The organism is Lelliottia sp. RD5, assembly GCF_056032945.1.
In genome coordinates, this window is record NZ_JBVYHQ010000006.1 from 1 (window position 1) to 22,154 (window position 22,154).

Annotated in this window: 21 protein-coding genes and 1 pseudogene; 8 read left to right on the forward strand and 14 right to left on the reverse strand. The window is 53.7% G+C overall.

From position 1 onward, the window contains the following. Nucleotides 1-188 (forward strand): annotated as a pseudogene (locus AC0LWE_RS17150) (hypothetical protein); the annotation flags it as partial. Between the two features lie 101 nt (nt 189-289). Here AC0LWE_RS17150 and AC0LWE_RS17155 read toward each other — a convergent pair. Further along, on the reverse strand, nt 290-1,705 hold the full coding sequence (locus AC0LWE_RS17155) for an aminotransferase-like domain-containing protein (RefSeq protein WP_131487319.1): 1,416 nt from the start codon (nt 1,703-1,705) through the stop codon (nt 290-292). 176 nt (nt 1,706-1,881) lie between these two features. On the opposite strand from AC0LWE_RS17155, the gene AC0LWE_RS17160 reads away from it, so the two are divergent. Next, a complete protein-coding gene (locus AC0LWE_RS17160; RefSeq protein ID WP_202668126.1) occupies nt 1,882-2,043 on the forward strand; it encodes a DUF1127 domain-containing protein in 162 nt (53 codons plus the stop codon). 50 nt (nt 2,044-2,093) lie between these two features. Here AC0LWE_RS17160 and AC0LWE_RS17165 read toward each other — a convergent pair whose 3' ends face one another. Both AC0LWE_RS17165 and pdxR read right to left on the reverse strand, forming a co-directional pair. Beyond that, the gene (locus AC0LWE_RS17165) at nt 2,094-2,348 is read right to left on the reverse strand and encodes a DUF4282 domain-containing protein (protein ID WP_059180233.1); all 255 of its coding nucleotides are present in this window, start codon (nt 2,346-2,348) and stop codon (nt 2,094-2,096) included. Between the two features lie 100 nt (nt 2,349-2,448). Next, nucleotides 2,449-3,840 carry a MocR-like pyridoxine biosynthesis transcription factor PdxR gene (gene pdxR, locus AC0LWE_RS17170; protein ID WP_202668127.1) on the reverse strand — a complete coding sequence of 464 codons (1,392 nt, stop codon included), beginning with the start codon at nt 3,838-3,840 and terminating at the stop codon, nt 2,449-2,451. A 102-nt stretch (nt 3,841-3,942) separates the two neighbouring features. Here pdxR and AC0LWE_RS17175 point away from each other — a divergent pair, with 102 nt between their 5' ends. The 4 genes from AC0LWE_RS17175 to AC0LWE_RS17190 all read left to right on the forward strand — a co-directional run bounded on the left by AC0LWE_RS17175 (nt 3,943) and on the right by AC0LWE_RS17190 (nt 7,210). After that, nucleotides 3,943-4,422 (forward strand): carboxymuconolactone decarboxylase family protein, encoded by a 480-nt coding sequence (locus tag AC0LWE_RS17175; protein WP_131487321.1) that lies wholly within the window; start codon nt 3,943-3,945, stop codon nt 4,420-4,422. A gap of 177 nt (nt 4,423-4,599) precedes the next feature. Next, complete coding sequence (locus AC0LWE_RS17180) at nt 4,600-5,064, forward strand: MarR family winged helix-turn-helix transcriptional regulator (RefSeq protein ID WP_059180230.1); 465 nt, start codon at nt 4,600-4,602, stop codon at nt 5,062-5,064. A 2-nt stretch (nt 5,065-5,066) separates the two neighbouring features. After that, on the forward strand, nt 5,067-6,131 hold the full coding sequence (locus AC0LWE_RS17185; RefSeq protein WP_216980522.1) for an HlyD family secretion protein: 1,065 nt from the start codon (nt 5,067-5,069) through the stop codon (nt 6,129-6,131). A gap of 2 nt (nt 6,132-6,133) precedes the next feature. Continuing rightward, complete coding sequence (locus AC0LWE_RS17190; protein ID WP_174342635.1) at nt 6,134-7,210, forward strand: DUF2955 domain-containing protein; 1,077 nt, start codon at nt 6,134-6,136, stop codon at nt 7,208-7,210. Here AC0LWE_RS17190 and AC0LWE_RS17195 read toward each other — a convergent pair. Next, the gene (locus tag AC0LWE_RS17195) at nt 7,180-8,478 is read right to left on the reverse strand and encodes a DUF445 domain-containing protein (protein WP_202668129.1); all 1,299 of its coding nucleotides are present in this window, start codon (nt 8,476-8,478) and stop codon (nt 7,180-7,182) included. The two genes, AC0LWE_RS17190 and AC0LWE_RS17195, sit on opposite strands and share 31 nt — an antisense overlap. A gap of 148 nt (nt 8,479-8,626) precedes the next feature. On the opposite strand from AC0LWE_RS17195, the gene AC0LWE_RS17200 reads away from it, so the two are divergent. Beyond that, entirely contained in the window at nt 8,627-9,997 is a 1,371-nt protein-coding gene (locus AC0LWE_RS17200; RefSeq protein WP_219347088.1) for an NAD-dependent succinate-semialdehyde dehydrogenase, read from the forward strand. Nucleotides 9,998-10,133: 136 nt separating this feature from the next. Here AC0LWE_RS17200 and yjiA read toward each other — a convergent pair whose 3' ends face one another. The 4 genes from yjiA to AC0LWE_RS17220 form a co-directional block, all read right to left on the reverse strand. Then, the gene (gene yjiA, locus AC0LWE_RS17205) at nt 10,134-11,087 is read right to left on the reverse strand and encodes a GTPase (RefSeq protein WP_219347087.1); all 954 of its coding nucleotides are present in this window, start codon (nt 11,085-11,087) and stop codon (nt 10,134-10,136) included. A 10-nt stretch (nt 11,088-11,097) separates the two neighbouring features. Then, entirely contained in the window at nt 11,098-11,301 is a 204-nt protein-coding gene (locus AC0LWE_RS17210; protein WP_059180224.1) for a YbdD/YjiX family protein, read from the reverse strand. Between the two features lie 95 nt (nt 11,302-11,396). Then, nucleotides 11,397-13,550, reverse strand: coding sequence for a carbon starvation CstA family protein (locus AC0LWE_RS17215; protein ID WP_131487330.1), 2,154 nt, complete (start codon nt 13,548-13,550; stop codon nt 11,397-11,399). Nucleotides 13,551-13,753: 203 nt separating this feature from the next. Further along, the gene (locus AC0LWE_RS17220; protein ID WP_202668132.1) at nt 13,754-14,665 is read right to left on the reverse strand and encodes a helix-turn-helix transcriptional regulator; all 912 of its coding nucleotides are present in this window, start codon (nt 14,663-14,665) and stop codon (nt 13,754-13,756) included. Between the two features lie 238 nt (nt 14,666-14,903). Here AC0LWE_RS17220 and tsr point away from each other — a divergent pair, with 238 nt between their 5' ends. Continuing rightward, on the forward strand, nt 14,904-16,568 hold the full coding sequence (gene tsr, locus AC0LWE_RS17225; protein ID WP_202668133.1) for a methyl-accepting chemotaxis protein: 1,665 nt from the start codon (nt 14,904-14,906) through the stop codon (nt 16,566-16,568). Between the two features lie 60 nt (nt 16,569-16,628). Here the strand turns inward: tsr and opgB are convergent, their stop codons facing one another. From opgB to AC0LWE_RS17255, 6 genes are all read right to left on the reverse strand, one after another. Then, nucleotides 16,629-18,920: a phosphatidylglycerol--membrane-oligosaccharide glycerophosphotransferase gene (opgB, locus tag AC0LWE_RS17230; protein WP_202665581.1), complete on the reverse strand. Its 2,292-nt coding sequence runs from the start codon at nt 18,918-18,920 to the stop codon at nt 16,629-16,631. Nucleotides 18,921-19,191: 271 nt separating this feature from the next. Then, nucleotides 19,192-19,674: a YjjA family protein gene (locus AC0LWE_RS17235; RefSeq protein WP_219347086.1), complete on the reverse strand. Its 483-nt coding sequence runs from the start codon at nt 19,672-19,674 to the stop codon at nt 19,192-19,194. Nucleotides 19,675-19,758: 84 nt separating this feature from the next. Further along, nucleotides 19,759-20,496, reverse strand: coding sequence for a DNA replication protein DnaC (dnaC, locus tag AC0LWE_RS17240; RefSeq protein ID WP_012015926.1), 738 nt, complete (start codon nt 20,494-20,496; stop codon nt 19,759-19,761). Further along, nucleotides 20,493-21,038, reverse strand: coding sequence for a primosomal protein DnaT (dnaT, locus tag AC0LWE_RS17245; protein ID WP_059180220.1), 546 nt, complete (start codon nt 21,036-21,038; stop codon nt 20,493-20,495). Before dnaT ends, dnaC begins: the two co-directional genes overlap by 4 nt. A gap of 125 nt (nt 21,039-21,163) precedes the next feature. Further along, the gene (locus AC0LWE_RS17250; RefSeq protein ID WP_012015928.1) at nt 21,164-21,592 is read right to left on the reverse strand and encodes an organic hydroperoxide resistance protein; all 429 of its coding nucleotides are present in this window, start codon (nt 21,590-21,592) and stop codon (nt 21,164-21,166) included. An 84-nt stretch (nt 21,593-21,676) separates the two neighbouring features. After that, nucleotides 21,677-22,129: a MarR family winged helix-turn-helix transcriptional regulator gene (locus AC0LWE_RS17255; RefSeq protein ID WP_202668136.1), complete on the reverse strand. Its 453-nt coding sequence runs from the start codon at nt 22,127-22,129 to the stop codon at nt 21,677-21,679. Nucleotides 22,130-22,154 lie beyond the last annotated feature (25 nt).

Here is a 22,154-nt window from a genome sequence, read left to right on the forward strand (position 1 = left end):
TCGCCGCCCCCTTAACAATCCCGGCTCCCGGCAAGAAAATCGCCGCTACGCGGTACTTTCGTCTTATTCCCTTCGGCTTTCGGGTCGGTCGCGATCCTGCATCCATGCAGGTCACGCCCTCTCCGCGCATCCCTGCGCGTCGCCCCGGCCTTTGGTCAACGACTCAACGATTTACAGCCGGACCATAGCATCGCTGTAATTTTTCTATGTTAAATGAGCCATTTCCATTGCTTCAGAATGAAGATTACTGCGGCCTCCAGCGCTACGGTTGAGGTATCAGGCCACATCTTTACTCCTCCATCGCAATGTGTATCGCCTCGCCCATTTTCTTCAGCGCCTCGCGGTTTTTCTCGTTTGCCGGCAGAGCAACGTTGATGCGCAGGCAGTTGCGATATTTACCTGAGGCGGAGAACAGCGATCCCGCGGCGGCCTGTATTTTCAGCGCGCACAGCTGTTTGCTGACGCAGACCATATCCACCTGTTCCGGTAATTCCACCCACAGTAAAAAACTCCCTTGTGGGCGCGTCACGCAGATCTCCGCCGGAAAATACTGGCGCACCCAACAGGTGAATGTTTCCATATTTTGCTGATAAATCTGGCGCATACGCCGCACATGACGATGGTAGTGCCCATCGCGAATAAACGCGGCGACCGCCATTTGCGTCGCCGGAACGTTAAACCCGCCCGCCGCATATTTCATGTGCATCACCCGGTCATAATAGCGGCCGGGCACAATCCAGCCCACGCGCAGCCCAGGCGCAACAGTTTTGGTAAACGAGCTGCACAGGATCACGCGGCCGTCGATATCGAAAGAGTGAATCGTGCGCGGACGCGGATATTCCGCCGCCAGCTCGCCATAGATATCGTCTTCGACAATCACGATATCGTGGCGCTGCGCCAGTGCCAGAACCTGCCGTTTGCGCGCTTCCGGCATGATAAAACCGAGCGGATTGTTGCAGTTAGGCACCAGAATCACCGCTTTAATCGGCCACTGCTCCAGCGCCAGTTCCAGGGCTTCAATGCTGATCCCGGTTTGCGGATCGGTCGGGATTTCAATGGCTTTGATATCAAACCCGCGTAGCATCTGCATGGTGCCGTGGAATGACGGCGACTCCACCGCCACGATATCGCCCGGCTTACAGACAGAAAGCAGCGCGATCGACAGCGCACCGTGACAACCGTTAGTGATGACAATTTCATCCGCCGAAACGGTCGAACCGCCGTCGAGCATCAGGCGTGCGATTTGCTCGCGTAGCTCCTGTCGTCCTTCCAGCATGTCGTAGCTCAGCATTTCGCAGGGATTATGTTGTGCAATCCGGCTCATCTCGCGCCACAGTGGTTTCAGGCTCGGCTGGGTAAGATCCGGCGAACCGCCGCCAAAAGAGATCATCTCGCGATCGCCACGTGCATCCAGCAGCATCATCACTTCATCCCACTGGGTTACATCGACTGGACGCTGTACCGGGCGCGTCATGGCGGGCACGGGGGGCTGGGCTTTGCGTTGTGAGACAAAATAGCCTGATCGCGGCTGCGGGGTAATGAGCTGGAGATTTTCCAGAATCTGATAGGCCTGCTGAATGGTACTTATACTGACGCCGTGTTCCTGGCTCAATGCGCGCACCGATGGTAAACGCTCGCCGTTACGATACAGCCCTTGTTCAATACGTTCCGCCAGGAGATTGGCCAGATGTTGGTAGCGCGTCATGCTGTATCCTTTGTTTTTGCCATACAGATTATCAAACCAGTACAGATGGCCGCAGAAAACGGCATTCAGATACTGTTTTAGCGGATCTGTATGTTAAAGAAAAGTTTTTTTTGAATCTGTATTGCAGGCGGGTGTTTCGTTGATGATAAGGCCTCTGGCAACGTGAGGAAATCATCATGGAATTTAACGAAAATCGTTCAGCTCGCCCGTTTTTTGGCTTCGTTTTAATCTGGCGGGCATTTAAAAGATGGCGTCACCGCGAACAAACGCGGCGTATTTTGCAGGCAATGAGTGACGAACAGCTGCGGGATGTCGGATTAACCCGTTATGACGCGTGAAAGAGTGGAAACGGCATTTATCTGCACGGTGGCAGATAAATGCCTGAATATTATTCTGCAGGTGTTTTGCTGGTGTTATCCGCAATGCGGCGCAGATATTCGTTATTTTTAAATGCCACCATAATTAATTCAAACATCACGCGACAGCCAATGAGGCTGAAGATCATGCCGAAAAAGCCGGTGAACAGATGTTCGGTAAACATGGAGTACAGGCCGCCAATCAGAATAAACAGCATGGCGATCCAGTAGAAAAAGACTAATACGCGCGGTGTGAGCAGGTAATCAAATCCCAGGATTGATTTCATTTTATTGTCCTTATAATAAAGTCGATATCGACAAAAGAGCGCAGAGTATAAAGAGATGTACGGTCTCGCACACCTACAAATATTTCCCGGGTAGATGCGTTCATTCTAACAGGCGCAATGTTTCAGCTAACGGTTTGCGTAAAAGGATTAACGCTTCTTCATAGCTGCGCACATTGTTATAGCCCATCACCAGGCCATAACGTTTACCGGAGCTGCGATACCATTCGGATAACGCATTGACCTGAAGCTGATGCTGCTGCCAGATACGCGCGACTTCGCGATCGTCACTGCCTTTGGTTAAAAAGGCGACAATGTGCATGCCGCCATCGTTTTGCTCAGTGAAAAACCGCGCGCCGTACACGTCATGGAGCGCGGCGATCATCCAGTCGCGCCGCTGCTGATACAGCGCGCGCATCTTTTTGAGATGGCGGAAAAAGTGCCCATCGCCGAGAAAAGCCGCGAGGATCTTTTGCGTCAACACTGGCTGACCGCTGGTGACGATATCCGCGCAATCGGTAAACGCCGCGACCGTGCTGACGGGCATTACCAGGTAGCCCATGCGCAATGATGGCATCACGGTTTTGCTAAACGTCCCCATAAAAATCACCCGATCGTGGCGATCCAGACTTTTCAATGATGGCAGCACCTTGCGGGTGTAGTGGAATTCGCCGTCGTAATCATCCTCTATAATCCACGCGTCATTCTGACTCGCCCAGTCGAGCAACTGCTGCTTGCGTGGAAGAGAAAGGGTGACCGCCAGAGGACTTTGGTGCGAAGGCGTGACGATGGCAAACCGTGCGTCGCGATGGTGGCGCAGCAGATAATCAGTATCCATTCCAGAACGATCTACCGGCACGGTGTGCAGGCGGGGAACGAGACGTTTAAGCAGTTGCTGACCCATAAAATAGCCCGGATCTTCAAACACCACCTTATCGCTACGGCTGGCAAGCGTATCCAGAATCAGACGCAGACTGCCGCTGTAACCGCTGGTTATCAGCACTTGCTCAGCCGTACAGGATAAACCCCGCGAAATATTCAGGTAGCTGGCGATTGCCTGACGCAGCGGATACCAGCCCATGACGGGCGGGCTGAGCATCTCTTCCTGGCGCATCGAGCGCGTCGCCTGACCTGCCAGCAGCAGCCATTTCTTATACGGAAAACAGTCCAGCGCCGGAATGCCGGGACGCAGAAAACCGGTGCGTTCACGCTGGCTTATCAGTGATTCGGGCAGTTTTCCGGTTGTTTGATCAAGAGGGGCGTTCTGGCTGGCAGGGAGATTAAGATCCGGATTGACCCGCGTCCCGCGCGCGCCCTGACTCACCAGATAGCCTTCACCAATTAAAATGGCGTAGGCCGTTTCGACCGTTTTACGCGCGACTTTTAGCTCTTCGGCCAGCACGCGAATGGCAGGCACTTTATCGCCAGGCTTCAGCACGCCACGCGCAATGTTGTCGCGATAGCGGGTGTAAATATCGTGATAGCCTGATTTCATGTCCTACCTATTTTTATGGATTTTGTATCTTTTTACTATGCCATTAACGGCGTAAATTTGCTCCATCGCATGACACATGCCGCACAAAAAAGAGGAAAGACCATGAGCACTCGCGTCAATCACCACAAAGCCACTCCCGCACTTGCTAAAGCGCTGTCCGACCTGAGCATGGCGATCGGCAAAACGTCCATCGATCCCGCGCTCAAGCACCTGATCGACATCCGCGTTTCCCAGCTCAACGGCTGTACTTTCTGTCTGGATATGCACAGTAAAGAGGCGAAAATTGCCGGTGAACGTGAATTGCGTCTTTATCACCTGACGGTCTGGCGCGAATCGCCGCTGTTCAGCGCCCGTGAAAAAGCCGCGCTGGCGTTCACCGAAGCGCTGACGCAAATTACCCCGGAAGGGGTGAGCGATGAGTTATACCGGAGCGTGTCAGAGCATTTCTCGGATACTGAGATTTCCGAGCTGAACTTTGCCATCGTGGCGATCAACGCCTGGAACCGTTTGGGCATCACTTCGCGCATGGAGCCGGGCGCGATGGATGTGGCGTATGGACTGAATAAAGCGAATCTGGAATAAGTCGGTATTATGTAAATCTTGTCCGCACAATTAGTGATAATCGCCCTTTCCTCATAGAGAGGGCGAACCGCGCCCACCTCTCTCGCCTCTTTCACAATTCCTGCTCTTTCGCCCTTCGTTTCTTGATACTTACCCTGATAACTATTATCTTGTCCGCGAGTGATGAGAGGATTTCCCATGAGCGAAGAAGATCTGTTCTGCCGCAGGCCGATGGGTATGCGGATGGCCATGATTGTGCGTCAGTGGCGCGCGGTGATTGACGACGCCATTCTCGATACGGGGTTAACTCAGTCGAGCTGGACGGTGATGATGCAGCTTGAGCAGTTGGGGGAAAACGTATCGGTGAGCGAGCTGGCGGAAGTGCAGGGTATCGAACTGCCGCCGCTGATGCGCACGCTTACACAGCTGGAAAAGCAGGGCTATCTGCTGCGCACCACATCGCCTTATGACAAGCGCATCCGGCTGCTGACACTCACGCCGGAAGGCAAAGCGGTGCTGAAAACCCTCACGCGTGTGATTGAGGAATTTCAGACTCGCGTATCGCAAAATATTGCGCCTGAACATCTCGACATTTTCAGCGCAACATTAAATCAAATCGCCTGCAATTTGCGGACAATCCGCGAAGAAGATAACAAGATCTAAAAATGACTCCTGAACAAAAGTTTGCCCGTTGGGTAAGGGTGAGTATTGCCTCTTTCCTGCTGATGTTTGTCTACTTTATCGTTGCCGATATCTGGATCCCGCTGACGCCGGACTCCACCGTGATGCGCGTGGTGACGCCGGTTTCTGCGCGCGTTTCTGGCTACGTGGCGGCGGTCCATGTTCACAATAACAGTCAGGTGAAAAGGGGCGATGTGCTCTTTGAACTCGATCCCACGCCGTTTCGCAATAAAGTCGAAGCCGCACAAATCGCGCTTGAGCAGGCGCGGCTCGCTAACCAACAGCTGGATGCCCAGATTGTCGCCGCCCAGGCGAGCTTGAAAACCGCGCAGCTCACCGCGCGTAACGATAAAGTCACGTTTGAGCGTTATCAAAAACTGAGCGCCCTGCAAAACGTGTCGCAGGCGGATCTGGATAACGTTCGCACCGCCTGGCAGAGCAGCGAGCAGTCGGTCGCGAATCTGGACGCCAACATCCATAACCTGCGCATTGAGCGCGGCGAGCGGGATGAAAAGCGTAACGTGACGCTGCAAAAATACCGCAATGCGCTGGAAGAGGCCGAGCTGAATCTGAGCTGGACGAAAGTCTACGCCCAGGCCGATGGCACGGTGAGTAACGTTCAGCTAAGTCCCGGCTTTTACGCGTCGTCCGGCTCCGCCGCGCTGGCGCTGGTGAACAATCAGACCGATATCGTGGCCGATTTTCGCGAGAAAAGTTTACGTCATACGCATCAGGGGACCGACGCCGCCGTGGTATTTGATGCGTTCCCGGGCCGCGTTTTCCGCGCACATGTTTCCAGCAGCGATGCCGGGATCCTGGCGGGGCAGGAGGCGGTAAACGGCGAGCTGTCTGCGCCGGAAACCTCTAATCGCTGGGTACGCGACGCGCAGCGTATGCGCATTCACATCGCGCTGGACGAAGCGCTGCCAAAACATCTGCCGACCGGCGCTCGCGCTACCGTGCAGCTGTATAACAGCGAAGGGCCGTTCGCACGCTTCTTCTCGGGGCTGCAAATTCATCTCGTCAGCCTGCTGCATTATGTTTATTGATCATGTCTATTAACACTCTTGCGCGGGTGTTTACCCCGCACGGCAATATTGTCTATACGGCCAATGATTTTCGCCAGACGTTGCGCATCGTTTTTGCTGGCATGATTGCCCTGAGCATTTCGAGCTTTTACAACACCACCTACGGCGTGTTTTTCGTGGTATATCCGATCATGCTGCTGTCGCTAGTGCCGGTGTTTAATCGTCATGTCGCAAAACAATTTGTTTTCAGCGCGTCGATAAACTGTATCGAAATGGTGATTATCATCGGCTATTTGTCGCAATGGCCGGTAATCATGACGCTTGTGGTATTTGCTCTGTACGTCATGCGTTTTCGCTTTATGAGCCAGGGGCCGCTGTTTCTGTTTGGCTCGATGGGCGTGGTGTGTCAGAGCGTGATGCTGAACTTTATGAGTTATCCCAGCACCAACTGGCACACCTTGTTGTTTTCAAATATCGAAGCCAGCGTGATGGCGGTGTGTCTGAGCGCGCTGATGCACTATTTGCTGCCGGACGTTGAGCCGCGCAAGCCGCCGCCACTGATCGAGAAAAACGCCGCCCGCGTGCGCCACGAATCCTTGCTTTCCGGAACGGTCGCCACGCTAATTTTCGTCGTTTTTCAGATAAGCGATCTAAGTGATTCCCTGTCGGCGCTGATGGCAGGTGTGTTGATTTTATTCCCAATGCACTATCGCGGCGCGGTGATGAGCTCGCTCTGGCGCGTAGTCGGCGTGGTGCTGGGCTGCTTGTACATTCTGGTGATGCAGCTGCTGCTCTACGATCACACCAGCCATATGGTGCTCATGATGCCGCTGATCGGCCTTGGGCTGGCATTTGGCGCGCGTCTGCACGTGATGGAAAAAGTCGGCGCTGGCGTGGGATTTGCCAGTATCACCACCATCGGCATTATGTTTGGTCAGAATATGCATCCGGATGGCGATCTGGTGTTTAGCGATTTGTACCGCATCGTGTCCGTCACCGTGGCGCTGGTGGCCACGCTGACGCTGGTGTTCCTGGTGCATCTGATTCTGAACTGTTTTGAACCGACGCGTTACGTTATCGAGCCACCAAAAGACGCGTAGTGTGACAGCACGGTGGGCAACTGCGACAGCAAGAACAGAATCAGGCCGATGGTGCCGCCCACCAGCGTGCCGTTGACGCGGATAAACTGCAGGTCTTTACCGATATTCAGCTCAATCTGGCGCGACATGTCTTTGGCATCCCAGCTTTTTACGGTGTCGCTGATGTGGCGCGTCAGAAACGTCGCAAAATCCGGCGCCACGCGATGCGCGGCCTGCTCCAGATGCTCGTTCAGAGAGGCGCGCAGGCTGGCGTCAGCGACCAGCGTTTCGCCAAACCACTTTCCGGCGTTAGCGATACGCTGCTTCACGCGGGAGTCATCGCTTTGCATATCGGCTTTCAGCCAGGCACGCAGATCGGCCCACATCTCGCCCAGATAACGGTTAAACGCCTCGTCATTTTTCAGATAGTGTTTGATGTTCTCGCCTTTGGCCGCCATTTCCGGATCGTTCTTCAGGTTGTCGATAAGTTTCAGCGTGGCGCGGTCAAACGCCTGGCGGATCTGATGGGTGCGGTCATGGCTGATATCGTCAAGAATCGAATTGACCGCGTCCGATACCAGCTCGGCGCTCTGATCGCCCAGCCACTCGGTTGGCAGCATTTTCGACTTGCGCGGATGTTCCGTCTTCAGCCAGTGGACGATTTGCGTGGCAATAAATTCGCGTGAACTCTCCTTTTGAATCAGCGTAATCAATTTGGAAATGATGGCATCCAGCAAAATCTGGTGACGGTTGTTTTTGGTCATGCTTTCCAGCATCACCGCGCTGGTTTGGGTAAAATCGACTTTATCGATAGCTTTGTGCACCGCGCGTTTCAGCAAGCGCTGAATGCGTCCGTCGTCGGTGAGTTCCAGAAACCCGCTCATCACCTGGATTAAATGCTGTCCGACCCGCTGGGCGTTGTCCGGCTGGCTAAACCAGTTGCCGATCATTTGTGCCGGTTCGTAGCGGCGGATTAGCGCCACTAATGATTGCGTATCCAGAAATTTTTCCTGCACGAACAAGCCGAGATTGTCGCCAATCCGGTCTTTATTGCGCGGGATAATCGCCGTATGACGCGAAATAAACGGGATCGGCACGCGACGAAACAGCGCAACCACCGCAAACCAGTCCGCCAGCGCGCCGACCATCGCCGCCTCGGCAATGGATTTCACGCCCCGCACCCAGAAGGTCTGCGGCAGAAAGAGGGTGACAATAAAAGTGGCCACTGCAATCAGCAGCAGCGACAGCGCCAGCAGCTTAGCGCGTTTAAGTTCAGCTAATTTTTCCATGGGTTAAGGATAGAGCGGAGCGTGGGGAAAGTGCAAAAAACGTTATCCAGACCATTATCAGAAACCTCTGGATATACCCAACTTTACGTCAAAAGCCAGTCATCTTGACTACCCTTAATCCCCTGAGCGGTAAATTAAGGAGACCCAAATGGCTTATCAAACAGTGAATCCTGCTAACAACCAGCTTATCAAAGCGTATCCCTCTCATACCGACGCTGATGTTGAAGCGGCGCTAAAAACCGCCGATGCGCTGTACCATTCCGAATGGGCGAAAGGGGATATTTCCCAGCGGCTTCCCGTGCTGCATAAATTGGCCGATCTGATCGACAGCCGCACGGAAGAGCTGGCTAAAATTGCCAGCCAGGAGATGGGGAAACTCATTGAGCAAAGCCGTGGCGAGGTGAAGCTCTGTGCGCAAATCGCGCGTTATTACGCGGATAATGCGAAGCAGTTTCTGGCTCCGGTGACCTATAAAACAGAACTCGGCGATGCGTGGGTGGAACATCATCCCATCGGCGTAGTGATGGCCGTTGAGCCGTGGAATTTCCCGTTCTATCAGCTGATGCGCGTTCTGGCACCCAACCTTGCAGCGGGGAATCCGGTGATCGCGAAACACGCCAGTATCGTACCGCATTGTGCTGAGGCCTTTGAGCATCTGGTGCGCGAAGCGGGTGCGCCGGAAGGGGCGTGGACCAATCTGTTTATCTTGTCGGATCAGGTCGCAACTATTATCGCCGATCCGCGCGTCCAGGGTGCGGCCCTGACGGGGTCTGAAAAGGCCGGGAGCGTGGTGGCGGCACAGGCGGCGAAGCACATCAAAAAATCAACGCTCGAGCTGGGCGGTAACGACGTGTTCGTGGTGCTGGACGATGCCGATCTGGAAAAAGCGGTGGAGATCGGCGTCAATGCCCGACTCGCCAACGCAGGCCAGGTGTGTACCGCTGCGAAGCGTTTTATTCTTCACGAAAAAATCGCCGATCAATTCCTCGCGAAATTCACCGATGCGTTCAAAAAGGTGAAAGTGGGCGATCAGTTTGACGAAAGCACCACGCTGGGGCCGCTGTCATCGAAAGATGCGCTGGAGACGCTCACCAAACAGGTGAACGAGGCGGTGAAAAATGGGGCGAAGCTACACTTTGGTGGCAAACCTGTGCAGCGTGAAGGTAATTTCTTCGAGCCGACGATCCTGACCCATATTTCTCGTGATAACCCGGCCTATTTCGAAGAGTTCTTCGGTCCTGTCGCGCAGGTTTATGTTGTGAAAAATGACGACGAGGCGGTCAGCCTGGCGAATGATTCACACTATGGGCTGGGCGGCGCGGTGTTTAGCCGTGATATTGAACGCGCGAAGAAAATGGCGTCGCGGATTGAAACCGGGATGGTGTACATCAACTGGCTGACGGATACCGCCGCCGAGCTGCCGTTTGGCGGCGTGAAGCGCTCCGGCTACGGACGCGAGCTGTCAGATCTGGGAATCAAAGAGTTTGTGAACCAGAAGCTGGTGGTGGTTCGCCAATAATCTCTCAGTGTGGTGATACCGCGGGCGACAGAGATGTCGCCCGTTTTTTTGTGGAGCATAAAGATAAACGCGACCACAACCCGCTATCAGGGTTTGAAACCTTTGGCCGAAAATGCCGTGATAGACAGCGTCAATGTCAGTGGCGTAAGCCTGCAAACGCTGCGCGGATTTCATCTTCCGGCAGTTGAATCCCGATAAAGACCATTGTGCTGTGCGGCGTTTCATCGCCCCACGGGCGGTCCCAGTCGGCGCTGTAGAGGCGCTGCACGCCCTGGAACAGCAGGCGGTTTGGTTCGCCGTCAATCCACAGCATCCCTTTGTAGCGCAGCAGTTTGTCGGCAAATGACAGCAGCAGGTTTTCCATTACGCGCGACACGTCGCTGATATCTACCGGATAATCCAGCTCGACCACTATCGATGACACGTCGTTTTGCTTGTCACCGATAAAATGAAAACGCGGCTTCGACGTGACGTTCTCTTCCAGCATAAAGCCGTTGGTGTTGAACAGTTGAGCCAGATCGATATCGCCGTGCGTCACGGTGTAAATCGGCGCGCGGGCATTGATACGGGTCAGACGTTCGCGCAGCTTTTCGCTGTCGCCCGCGACGTCGGTTTTGGTCAGCAGAATGCGATCGGCATAACCCACCTGCGACTGCGCGATAGTGAACTGGTTCATCTGATCGTCGGCGTGGGCCGCATCAACCAGGGCGATCACGCCGTCCAGCAGATAGCGTTGGCAGAGGATGTCGTGAGAGAAAAAGGTCTGGATAATCGGGCCAGGATCGGCCATGCCGGTGCATTCGATCACCAGGCGGTCGAACTCAATGTCGCCGCGATCTCGGCTGTCGAGCAGATCGAGCAGCGCGTCTTCCAGCTCGCTTGAGCGGGTGCAGCAGATACAGCCGTTGGTCAGGGTTTTAATTTGGGTGGCGCGATCGCCAATCAACTGATCGTCAACGGAGACTTCGCCAAATTCGTTTTCGATGACGGCGATTTTAAAACCGTGCTGTTCGTTCAGGATATGGCGCAGCAGGGTGGTTTTACCCGCGCCCAGAAAACCGGTGAGGAGGGTAACGGCAATCGGTGTCATGGTGTCTCCTTTAGCAGCAGCGTACGCCGCCTTCTCCACTTCCGCCGTAGCGCGCTTCCTGACGCTCGCGGAAGAATTCGTTATAGGTCATGTACGGCTTATCCGGATGGTTGGTCTTCATATGTTCAACGTAGTTGTCATAGTCCGGAATGCCAATCAGCATTTTTGCTGCCTGACCGAGGTATTTTTTTGCTTCGCCTAAGTTACCAAACATTGCACCTTCCAGATAGAAAAAGCCCGGCAGGGGCTGCCGGGCGATGTTTCCCCTTACCCCAACCCTCTCCAAAAAGAAGAGGGGAGGATGGCGGATCAGTGGTGTGAAGAGGTTTTCACGCCACCTTCTGGCACCGGAACGTACGGGGTTTCTTTATCCGTACGGCCGTCAGCGTTACGCACTTTCATCCAGGTTTTGATGCCGTAGAAGATGATGCTGTAAACCACGACCAGGAACAGAATGCTCAGACCGGCGTTGGTGTAGTTGTTCACCACGATATGATTCATGTTGGCAATCTGTTGAGCCGTGAGGTCACCGCTGCCCGCCGCGATTTTCTCTTTGTACTGGTTAGCCATATACAGGAAGCCTTCCAGCTGTGGGTTGGTGCTGAACAGTTTCAGACCCAGCGCCCAGGTGGTGCAAAGCAGCAGCCACATCGCCGGAACCACGGTCACCCAGATGTATTTGGTGCGTTTCATTTTCACCAGAACAACCGTGCCGAGCACCAGGGCAACTGCCGCCAGCATCTGGTTAGAGATGCCGAACAGTGGCCACAGGCTCTTCACGCCGCCCAGCGGATCCACAACACCTTGATACAGCAGGTAACCCCACAAGCCTACGCAGCCTGCTGTACCCATAACGCCGGCGACCAGAGAGTCGGTTTTCTTCAGGAACGGCACGAAGTTACCGAGTAAGTCTTGCAGCATAAAGCGGCCCGCACGGGTACCGGCGTCCAGCGCGGTCAGGATGAACAGCGCTTCAAACAGGATCCCGAAGTGATACCAGAAGCCCATATCCGCCCACGGCAGCACTTTGTGGAACACGTGTGCGATACCGACGGCAAGCGTAGGTGCGCCACCGGCGCGGTTCAGGATGGACGGTTCACCGATGTCTTTCGCGGTCTGCATGATCTGCTCAGGCGAGATCACAAAGCCCCAGGAGCTGACGGTCGCCGCCGCGTGGGCGCTAACGTCTTTCAACTGCGCCATGATCAGCGCGGCGTTGTCACCGCCCATCTCATGCAGGTTTGGCATGGTGATGCCGAGGCCCGCTGGCGGCGTGTTCATCGCGAAATACAGACCCGGTTCGATGATAGACGCTGCCACCAGCGCCATGATCGCCACGAAGGATTCCATCAGCATCGCGCCATAACCAATGAAGCGTGCGTCGGTTTCGTTGGCCATCAGCTTCGGCGTGGTGCCGGAAGCGATCAGCGCGTGGAAACCAGACACCGCACCGCAGGCGATGGTAATGAACAGGAACGGGAACATCGCGCCTTTCCACAGCGGGCCGGTGCCGTCGATGTACTGCGTGACCGCAGGCATTTTCAGTTCCGGGTTGATGATCACGATGCCAATCGCAAGGCCCACGATCACGCCGATTTTCAGGAACGTCGCGAGGTAATCGCGCGGTGCCAGAATCAGCCAGACCGGCAGCAGCGCGGAGATAAAAGCGTAGCCAATCAGGGCAAAGGTAATGGTGGTGTCTTTAAAGGTCAGCGCCGGGCCCCAGTACGGGTCGTGCGCAATAATACCGCCGAAGTAAATGGAGGCGACCAGCAGGACAATCCCAATGACCGACACTTCGCCGACACGCCCTGGGCGTAGGAAGCGCATGTAGATACCCATGAACAGCGCAATCGGTACGGTTGAACAGACGGTGAAGACGCCCCATGGGCTTTCCGCCAGCGCTTTCACGACGATCAACGCCAGCACTGCGAGGATGATGATCATGATGAGGAAGCAGCCGAACAGGGCAATGGTGCCCGGTACGCGGCCCATCTCTTCTTTGATCATTTCACCCAGAGAAGCACCGTTACGGCGCGTCGAGATGAACAGCACCATGAAGTCCTGCACCGCACCCGCCAGCACAACGCCTGCGAGCAGCCATAACGTGCCTGGCAAGTAACCCATCTGCGCGGCAAGCACCGGCCCGACTAACGGGCCCGCACCGGCAATCGCGGCAAAGTGGTGACCAAACAGCACATAGCGGTTGGTGGGAACGTAGTTCAGGCCGTCATTGTTAATGACTGCCGGTGTGGCACGCGTCGGGTCAAGCTTCATGACCTTTTGCGCGATGTACAAGCTGTAATAGCGGTACGCGACCAGATAGACAGAGACCGATGCAACTACGATCCACAGGGCACTGACGTGTTCGCCCCGACGTAATGCAACAACGGCCAAACAGAACGCACCGAGGATCCCGAGGAGTGCCCAGGGTACGTGCTTGAGAAGTTTTTTAGTATCCATAGTTAGACCTGGTTTTTTAACGGTAAAAAGGGGTCAGAGTTCGTTGTGAGGACGTATTGATTAATGCTGAGACGATCTTGCCAGATCTGCGCGCGTGTAAAGGACGGTAAATCGGTGAGTGGTTGTTTGCGGGCGTTAAGCGGTCAAAGCGAGGGGCGAGTGGTTAAGTCTCGCCGCCAGTGGTCAGTATTATGTGATTGAGATCACAGTGTTTCTTCCAGTGATTCAGCGTGGGCGGTCGACAGGTAACCGTCGAGCGTCTCGAAGAGCTTCACCCGCAGCCACTCAGGCTCTAAGACCTGAATATTGGGCAGCCAGTAGAAGATCAGCGGCAGGATCTGGTTCTCATGCGCCGCCTGGCAGTGGATAGTGATCCCGTCATGGCTTTCCGCCACAATTTCTTGCTCAGGCAGCAGATCGCGGCGCTTAAAGTAGTGGGAGATATTCTTATTGGTAAATATTTTCACCTCGAAAGTCTCTTCACTGACCCAGGGGTCGAGATTTCTTTCCAGTAATTCCTGCGTGTCCGGATCCAGAATAAAACTCTCTTTCTGAATATCAAACCAGCTTATTTGGCTCAACGAAAATGATTTTAACCTGCCATTTTCGGTGGCTTGTAAATACCATATATTTTTTTTGTTAATTAATTTGTAGGGATTTACCAATCGCGTTTTGTCTTTATATGTCATCTGGCAAACATTGCGGTTTTTAATCGATTTCTCGATAGCCGTCAGATAGAGGCGAATATCCTTTTGTACCGTATGTTCGGCATCATTGTTGAGGATGAGAATATGGTTCTCTTCCACGCGCGTTTCCAGGTTCTGCCAGAACGTCGCTCCTCTGTCGGGAAAAAAACTATCCGCATTCAGAAGGTTAGCCACGGCGTTGTGCAACCCCTGGCCGCGAGAACTTGGCGTGGCGTGAATCAAACGATATTGACCGTTACCGGCGTGCTGGACAATTGGAGAGAGCGCATTCAGGTCGCGATATACCGTTCGTTCGGTAATTTTAAATTTTTGCATCAGGTCGCTGCGGTGAACAACACCGTTTATATGCAGCTCCATAAGAATATCGACGAGCCGTTCAGCAGAGCGACTCCGGGCAGGAGTTGTCATAATTTATTCCCGTTTATTGACATGAAAAGGTCTGAATTATGCCAATGGCACTGACAGAATATGTCAGTGCCACAAAGCAAAAATTTATCTTATGGATATATAACGGCCCAATTTAGGATAAACATTAATATTTTTTTGCGAAATGACGTGTAGTCACGCAAATCATCAACACGATTTCCTTAAAGTTTTCACTATCCAGGCCGAAAATTCTGTTATCTGTCTGATGGAAAGCGAAAACATGTTAAATCGTATCAAGATTGTCACCAGCTTGTTGCTGGTCTTGGCTATATTCGGCCTTTTACAACTGACATCCGGTGGTCTTTTCTTTAATGCCCTGAAGCATGACAAAGAAAACTTCACTGTTCTTCAAACTATTCGCCAGCAACAGTCCACGCTTAACGGCAGCTGGGTTGCATTGCTGCAAACACGTAATACCCTGAACCGCGCGGGTATCCGTTACATGATGGATCAGAGCAATATCGGTAGCGGTGCAACCGTGAACGATCTGATGCAGATTGCGTCGACTTCCCTTAAGCAGGCGGAAAAAAACTGGGCCGACTACGAGGCCCTGCCGCGCGATCCGCGTCAGAGCGATGCTGCTGCTCAGGAAATCAAGCGTAACTACGATATTTATCACGGTGCGCTAGCCGAGCTGATCCAGCTTTTGGGTGCGGGTAAAATCAATGACTTCTTCGATCAGCCGACGCAGGGCTATCAGGACGGTTTCGAAAAAGAATATGTGAATTATCTGCAGCAGAACGACCATCTCTACGAAACCGCCGTCGCAGACAGCAATAGCTCTTACACTCAGGCTATCTGGGTGCTGATTAGCGTGCTGATCGCCGTGCTGGTGGTGATTGTTAGCGTCTGGCTGGGCATTAAGCAGTCTCTTATCTCTCCGCTGAACCGTCTGATCGACAGCATTCGTCATATCGCCAGCGGTGATTTGGTGAAGCGTATTGACGTCGAAGGCACTAACGAAATGGGACAGCTGGCCGACACTCTGCGTCATATGCAGAGCGAGCTGGTGAGTACTGTGGGTGATGTGCGTAACGGCGCGAATGCGATTTACAGCGGCGCGAGCGAAATCTCCGTCGGTAACAACGATCTCTCTTCCCGTACTGAGCAGCAAGCCGCTTCTCTGGAAGAGACCGCTGCCAGCATGGAACAGCTGACCGCCACCGTGAAGCAGAACGCCGAAAACGCCCGTCAGGCGAGCAATCTGGCGCTGAGCGCGTCTGAGACTGCGCAGAAAGGCGGAAAAGTGGTGGATAACGTGGTGCAAACTATGCGTGACATCGCCGGCAGTTCGCAGAAGATTGCTGATATTATCAGCGTGATCGACGGAATCGCTTTCCAGACCAACATTCTGGCACTGAACGCTGCGGTTGAAGCGGCACGTGCGGGTGAGCAGGGTCGTGGGTTTGCGGTGGTTGCTGGCGAAGTGCGTAATCTGGCACAGCGTAGCGCCCAGGCCGCTCGTGAAATCAAGAGCCTGATCGAAGATTCAGTGGGTCGCGTTGAACTGGGCTCTACGCTGGTAGAAAGCGCCGGTGAAACGATGGGTGAAATCGTCAATGCGGTCACCCGCGTGACCGATATCATGGGCGAAATCGCCTCTGCCTCTGATGAGCAGAGCCGCGGTATCGACCAGGTAGGTCTGGCCGTTGCTGAGATGGATCGTGTGACTCAGCAGAACGCCTCGCTGGTCGAAGAATCTGCTGCTGCTGCTGCGGCACTGGAAGAGCAGGCGAGTCGTCTGACCCAGGCGGTTGCGGTGTTCCGTATTCAACAGGACCAGATGAAATCGCGCGAACAGACGGGTCTTAAAACGCCAGTCGCCTCGGTGAAAGCACGTAAAGCTGCGGCAACCACGTCTGGTGAAAACTGGGAAACCTTCTGATGTAAAAAAGCGCCCTGTTCAGGCAGGGCGCTTTTCCTTTCTCGTGCTTTCTTATTAACGCTAGCCGTCGCTACGCACAACTTTCATTTCGACCATCCCAATCCCCAGTTTACGCGGTGAATGCCCAAGGATATTGCCTTCGTTAGTCGATTGCGGCTCCGGCGGGACAATCACAACGGTACGGCTGCGCGATGGGTTGTCGAAATGCAGCGTAGTGGTAGTGACGTCATTGCCAAGCGTCAGCATCTGTTCTGTATCGCCAATACGCACCGGAATGGGTTTATTAGCGTTTGGACCAAACGCTTTCGCGGTGATCACCAGATCGAATTTCTCGGGCAGCGGCTCGGCATATTCGATTTTAACTTCGTCGCCAAGCTGGGCGTTTGACCAGCGCCCCCACGACTCAGGGCGAGAAATCCCGCTAAACTGCTTCACTTCTTCCGGCGCACCGGCCACGTTAAACACGAAGCTGTCTGCTTTGTAGCGAATGTCGTTATCGACCACTTTGAGCAGATCGACGTTACGTTTGTAGCGATCGGTATCGATCACCGTATCTTTAAACGCCGTTTTGCCTTTCCACTGCGCTTTATCGACATGCTGTACCGTCTGCTGACCCCCTAACTGACCCTGTGATACGCACCAGTCCGTCGAGAGGGACAACGGCTGTGACCAGAGCTGGCCCATTTTGTAGCAGCGGTCGACCCAGACAAAGTTATCCCGCGGGGCGAAGTCAGCAAGCTGGAAGCGCAGCGGGGCAGAATATTCGCTTTCTGGCAGCGGTTCGACGCGGCTGTCCGAGACGCGCAGCAGCAGCGGCAGACGGAACTGGCTGCCTGAAAACGCAATCATGTTTTTCTGCTGGTCGATGGTGAAATCTTTCATCTCTTTCGGGAAATTCCACAGGCGGATCACGTCCGGCTTCCACGCCAGAATTTTTTCTTTCATGTTCAGGAACACTTCTGACAGCGACTGTCCGGAAAGAGTACTGCGCCCCAGCCCGATAAAGTTGTCGCCGCCCATGATGTCCAGCACCGTGGCGCCGTTATCCATGGTATTCCGTTTGGTGGCAATGACATCCTGCTGAGGCTGGTCGCCGCGCAGGACGAAGAATAAATTGCTGCGGTCCTGTTTGTTCAGCGCATCCCATGCGCTGTTTTTCATCGCCAGATGGTCGGAAGAGACCACGACGACCGTATTTTTAAAGTACGGCGATGCTTTGATTTTATTGATTAAGGCGGCGATATGTTCCTGGCTACAGGTCACGGCGCTGAATGACTGATTCGCTTTTCCATTGATGTCGTAGCGTTTGCGCTGGCAGGTGCGTGAAATAAAACCGTCCGGATGGTGCGTATCGACCGTCAGCGCAAACAGAGAAAAGCGCTTACCGGATTGAGATAGCTCTTCAAATTTTTTCCAGGTTTCGTCCAGCACCGTGTCATCGTAAAACCCCCAGTCATTGCGATAAGTAGGGTCAGCAACGGTGGTTTTTAACTCTTCAGCGCCATACAGATGTTCGAATCCGTGGGATTTCAGGAACACGTCTTTGCCTGCGAAACGCAGATTTGCGCCCTGCATAAAGTAGTTTTCGTAGCCGGAGTTTTTCAGAATATCGCCCAGACAAATATTCTGCGGGAAGAAACTCGACATCGACGCGGAGGCGTTGCCTTCGAACGGTGCAAACAGTGGAATACCGCACTGAGACGCAACCATGCCGGCAATGGTGTAATCCGTACCAGGCAGTTGCGCGGTATGGCTAAAGTCCAGCCCTTCGTTTTTAAGTGCACCGAGATCTGGCGTCAGGTTTGGGAACGCATCGTTATCAAAATAGGTGCGCTCAAGACTTTCGCCGTAGATATACACCAGGTTGAGTTTTGGATTGGGAATGGTTTTGGCGGGCTCTTTGTAATAGGCGGTGAAATCCGGGTCGCCATCGCGCGACTGGGATTTTACCAGCTCGGTCACCTGATGAAACGCCGGGCTGGCATCGACCGACCCAAGCGCCAGCATCAATGCCAGCAGACTGTAACCCACATGGTGCGGATGGTGACGGCGACGGCGAAGGATCCACCCAAGCGCCCCAAACACCGCAACCAGCGCCACAACGACACCTACGCCTGGTAGTATGTACTTACTCACACCAGCGCCCGTCAGGCTATTGGTGAGCGTGTAAAGTACGGCGTCATTGATGCCATCACCGGTAAAATAATCGCTGGCGTACAGGGTAATGTTCAAAACGATAAAAATGCCCAATACCAGAAGCGTGGCAACAAACCACCAGGTATTACGGCCCGCTTTCCACGCGTAAATGCCAATGGAAGCCAGGAAAAGGGTAAGGGATATAAACTCTGACAACAGTATTATCCTCAATAGCGCCAGTCTTTTTGCTGGCCAGCCGATGACTTTTTGGGAAACCAATTTAATAGCGAAGTCACACAGCTGCAATTTTAGTGTCACTAAATTGTGCTGTTGTTAGGATTTGGTTTAGAAATTGGAAATTTTGAACGCCGTCGCATCCCGCTATGAGGGAAAGGAGAGGCTGGCAAGTAAGCAAAATCCGACTCTGACGCCGCGGCGCAAGGATAACCTGGCAAACACGGCGTGTTGTGGCAGAAAATGGGATGGATCAGGAGAGGAAATTAACGCCTTGTTTTAGCACCAGATCGCAGGCTTTGGTTTTCACCTTTTTCGCCAGCGCGGAGTCACCCAGGGTGCTCAGATTCAGCTGTTGGCCGTTCTGCGCATTGAGCAGGCCCTGGATACCGTCCATGTAGTTCGTGTCTTTTTTCTGCTCTTGCGTATCCATGCCCAGTTTGCCCAGAACCTGGTTTTTGATGTTCTGGGTATCCGTCACCGATGCCAGTTTCTCTTTTGCACAATAGCCGAGAATACCCGCAGCATTGTTCATGGTGCCTGCGCTCAGGCTCTGATTGCTGTTACCTAACAGGCTGGTGAGAGATGACGCCGACAGGCCACCACTTTCAGCGCTACTGCCTTTGGTCAGCTCATTGGCTGCGCTGGATAACGAGTCCTGCCATGAGGCGGCGTGTGCGGTGCCAGCGAGCAAAACGACGCCGAAAGCGGTGCTGAGAAGACGATTTTTTTTCATGATATTGACTCGAGAAGGGCCCAGATTGGGCAGGAACGGGCACCAGTATATACTGCTGAAAGGTGCGCCATTCCTGGAAATGTCTTAATACTCTTTGCCTGTCACGCGACTGCGGAAGCTTTCCCAGTCAAAAATCACGTACAGACTATTACCGAGCTTCATACGATCCATCACGCGCTCGCCCAACAGACGGGTCATTTCGTCGATATTGTGGTTGGTCAGCATGCCGGTAGGGCGCTTGGATGAGGAGCGGCGATCGACGATCTGATTAATGATCACTTTCTCATAGCGAGATTCCGTTTGAACGCCGATTTCGTCAATGACCAGCAAGTCGACATTGCTTAAATCATTAAGCAGTTGTTCTTCCGTGGTTTCGCGATTGGTGAAGGTGTCTTTCATGGCCGACATGATATCTGCGACGGTGATGATTAATACCGATTTGCCGCGCAGCAGCAGTTCATTGCAAATGGCCGCTGCAAGATGGTTTTTGCCGGTACCTGGCTTACCGCAAAAGATAAAGCTAGCGATGTTGCCGTCAAACTCGTCCACATACTGACGCGATAAATTCAGGGCGTTCATTTGCCCCTGTGATTCCACTTTGTAGTTATCGAACGAACAGTTCTGGTGAAGCGGACGAATGCCGGAGCGGTTAAACGTCCGTTGCATTTTCATCGCGCGGTTCTCGCGAGCCAGTGCCGCAGCGCGAATCTCACCCTGTTCTTTCTGCCAGGCCAGCAGTTCTTCGCCGGTGGTAAAGGCGGGCTTCACATTGGCTGGCATCATTTTTTGCAGACGCTTCATTAGCTCGCCGACATTTTTCATTTAGCACCTCGGAATCCGTGTGGGATCTGTGAATCCGGTTGGGAAAAGGCATTGATATCGCGTTTTGGCTGCCCGCCGTTGCTGGCGCGATTCATCTGCACGCTGCGGGCTAACTTTTGCTGCCACTGCACATGATGAAACACTTTGCCTTCTGCCTGCCAGTAAGCCACGAATGCGGCCAATTCTTCAGGCGTCACGGGCTGCGCGAGCGCGATGCCCCACAGACCTGCCAGCCGCTGGAAATCAGCATCAGGCTGCCAGCCTGCGTACATGGCGAATTTCCCCATCGGGATGGCAATAGGGGAAAGGGCGGGTTCTTCAAAGAATTGTGTGTCCAGAGCAACGTCGCTCGCCGGGCGCGACAGGCGCGCCTCGATTTCCAAAAGCTGGGCCAGACGATCGGGGGTGATCGCGTAAAAAGCCGGCGCATTGTCGGCAAATACGGCGATAGTTCCGCCTTCGGCGTTATTCAGGACGCCGCGGGGGTCGCGCATAAAAGCATCAATTCCAGCGACGCTGGTGGTCAAAATTCTGGAGGACATACACTTTCTCTACTGGATGACTGCGGGCGTGATATGGGCTTATGGTAGCACAGAGAAGAAGGGCGAAGCAGGGGATCGTGCGGGGCTTTTACCCTCTCCAGAGAGGAGAGGGTAGCGAACCAGAATTACGCGATAATATTCAGTGTGACGTCGATATTGCCACGGGTCGCGTTGGAGTATGGACAAACGATGTGTGCAGCATCAACCAGTTTTTTGGCTTCAGCTGGATCCATGCCTTCAACGTGAATATTCAGTTTGGCTTCGATACCAAAACCGGTTGGCAGTGGCCCGATACCCACTTCACCTTCGATAAAGGCGTCTTTTGGCAGGGCAATTTTGTCGCGGTTAGAGACGAACTTCATCGCGCCCAGGAAGCAGGCAGAGTAGCCCGCAGCAAACAGCTGCTCTGGGTTAGTAACTTCACCCCCCATGCCGCCCATCTCTTTTGGCACGCCCAGTTTGACGTCCAGTACGCCGTCAGAAGAGGTCGCACGGCCATCACGGCCTCCGGTAGCTTTGGCTTTGGCGGTATAAACAACTTTTTCTAAAGACATGGCAGATTCCTCATCTTACTTTTAAGTGTGCTATTAAATAGCGTGCGATATATATGGTTAAATCAATACGTATTAACTATAGCTTCAGGCGCGATGGAGTTGCTGGCGTAGTTGTTCAAGCTGTTGCTTGAGTGCGAGCAGGGTTTCAGTATCACATTGCGCGGCGCATCCAACGTCCTGAGGAATATCCTGCGCCTGCTGTTGCAGTGCGCGACCTTCATCGCTAAGCGTAACTGCAACCTGGCGTTCATCCTGGCGCGAGCGTTGGCGTACAATCAAACCGGCGCTTTCCAGTCGCTTCAGCAGCGGGGTAAGCGTTGCCGAATCCAAAAACAGACGTTCGCCAATTTCCGACACCGTGATGTCATCCCGCTCCCACAAAATCAGCATAACCAGATACTGGGGGTAGGTCAGGTTAAGCGGCGCCAGCAATTGCCGGTACAGCTTATTGAGCGCCAGGTTTGCCGAGTAAAGGGCAAAACAGAGCTGGTTATCCAGCAGCAGCGCAGCGTTGGTGTCGGTCGTTTTCGTCTTCATGAGTTCAATATAGATAGTGCACGAT

Bases quoted from the DNA above. Each gene is read 5' to 3' on its own strand.
- AC0LWE_RS17155 (WP_131487319.1), bottom strand. From the start codon at position 1,705: ATGACGCGCTACCAACATCTGGCCAATCTCCTGGCGGAACGTATTGAA.
- AC0LWE_RS17160 (WP_202668126.1), top strand. From the start codon at position 1,882: ATGGAATTTAACGAAAATCGTTCAGCTCGCCCGTTTTTTGGCTTCGTT.
- AC0LWE_RS17165 (WP_059180233.1), bottom strand. From the start codon at position 2,348: ATGAAATCAATCCTGGGATTTGATTACCTGCTCACACCGCGCGTATTA.
- pdxR (WP_202668127.1), bottom strand. From the start codon at position 3,840: ATGAAATCAGGCTATCACGATATTTACACCCGCTATCGCGACAACATT.
- AC0LWE_RS17175 (WP_131487321.1), top strand. From the start codon at position 3,943: ATGAGCACTCGCGTCAATCACCACAAAGCCACTCCCGCACTTGCTAAA.
- AC0LWE_RS17180 (WP_059180230.1), top strand. From the start codon at position 4,600: ATGAGCGAAGAAGATCTGTTCTGCCGCAGGCCGATGGGTATGCGGATG.
- AC0LWE_RS17185 (WP_216980522.1), top strand. From the start codon at position 5,067: ATGACTCCTGAACAAAAGTTTGCCCGTTGGGTAAGGGTGAGTATTGCC.
- AC0LWE_RS17190 (WP_174342635.1), top strand. From the start codon at position 6,134: ATGTCTATTAACACTCTTGCGCGGGTGTTTACCCCGCACGGCAATATT.
- AC0LWE_RS17195 (WP_202668129.1), bottom strand. From the start codon at position 8,478: ATGGAAAAATTAGCTGAACTTAAACGCGCTAAGCTGCTGGCGCTGTCG.
- AC0LWE_RS17200 (WP_219347088.1), top strand. From the start codon at position 8,627: ATGGCTTATCAAACAGTGAATCCTGCTAACAACCAGCTTATCAAAGCG.
- yjiA (WP_219347087.1), bottom strand. From the start codon at position 11,087: ATGACACCGATTGCCGTTACCCTCCTCACCGGTTTTCTGGGCGCGGGT.
- AC0LWE_RS17210 (WP_059180224.1), bottom strand. From the start codon at position 11,301: ATGTTTGGTAACTTAGGCGAAGCAAAAAAATACCTCGGTCAGGCAGCA.
- AC0LWE_RS17215 (WP_131487330.1), bottom strand. From the start codon at position 13,550: ATGGATACTAAAAAACTTCTCAAGCACGTACCCTGGGCACTCCTCGGG.
- AC0LWE_RS17220 (WP_202668132.1), bottom strand. From the start codon at position 14,665: ATGACAACTCCTGCCCGGAGTCGCTCTGCTGAACGGCTCGTCGATATT.
- tsr (WP_202668133.1), top strand. From the start codon at position 14,904: ATGTTAAATCGTATCAAGATTGTCACCAGCTTGTTGCTGGTCTTGGCT.
- AC0LWE_RS17235 (WP_219347086.1), bottom strand. From the start codon at position 19,674: ATGAAAAAAAATCGTCTTCTCAGCACCGCTTTCGGCGTCGTTTTGCTC.
- dnaC (WP_012015926.1), bottom strand. From the start codon at position 20,496: ATGAAAAATGTCGGCGAGCTAATGAAGCGTCTGCAAAAAATGATGCCA.
- dnaT (WP_059180220.1), bottom strand. From the start codon at position 21,038: ATGTCCTCCAGAATTTTGACCACCAGCGTCGCTGGAATTGATGCTTTT.
- AC0LWE_RS17250 (WP_012015928.1), bottom strand. From the start codon at position 21,592: ATGTCTTTAGAAAAAGTTGTTTATACCGCCAAAGCCAAAGCTACCGGA.
- AC0LWE_RS17255 (WP_202668136.1), bottom strand. From the start codon at position 22,129: ATGAAGACGAAAACGACCGACACCAACGCTGCGCTGCTGCTGGATAAC.